The 397-nt window shown below is 60.5% G+C and carries 1 protein-coding gene; it reads right to left on the reverse strand.

What is annotated here, in order from left to right:
• A partial coding sequence (locus tag EN780_RS38290) for an ABC transporter permease (protein ID WP_133373046.1) occupies positions 1-397 on the reverse strand: 397 nt, incomplete at both ends.

Genomic DNA, 397 nt, shown 5'->3' on the forward strand with positions numbered 1-397 from the left:
TAATCAGCGTGATGGCGAGCACTGTCGGCATGTCACGGTTGATCACCGCATCTGAAAGCGCGCTGCCGATTCCAGGCAGTTGGAAGACGGATTCTGTGACCACGACCCCACCTGCCAGCCAGGCCGCGTTCAACGCGATCGTCTGAATGGTCGGCGTGATGGTGTTGGGAAGGACGTGCCATATCAACACCCGCGCTGGACTAATCCCGCGTAGCCGCACCATGTAGATGTACTCGGCGCTCAGCACTTCGAGGGCCACTGCCCGAACCATGCGCACCACCTGCGCCAGTGTCGTGCCAAGCAGCGTCAGCACCGGCAAGATGAAGAGGCTGGATTGGGACGAAAGAGGCAGGCTGTCGTTGATCAGCGAGACCGGCGGCAACCAGCGCAAATAGAC

It is taken from the genome of Mesorhizobium sp. M4B.F.Ca.ET.089.01.1.1 (assembly GCF_004022605.1).
Lineage (GTDB): Bacteria > Pseudomonadota > Alphaproteobacteria > Rhizobiales > Rhizobiaceae > Mesorhizobium > Mesorhizobium abyssinicae.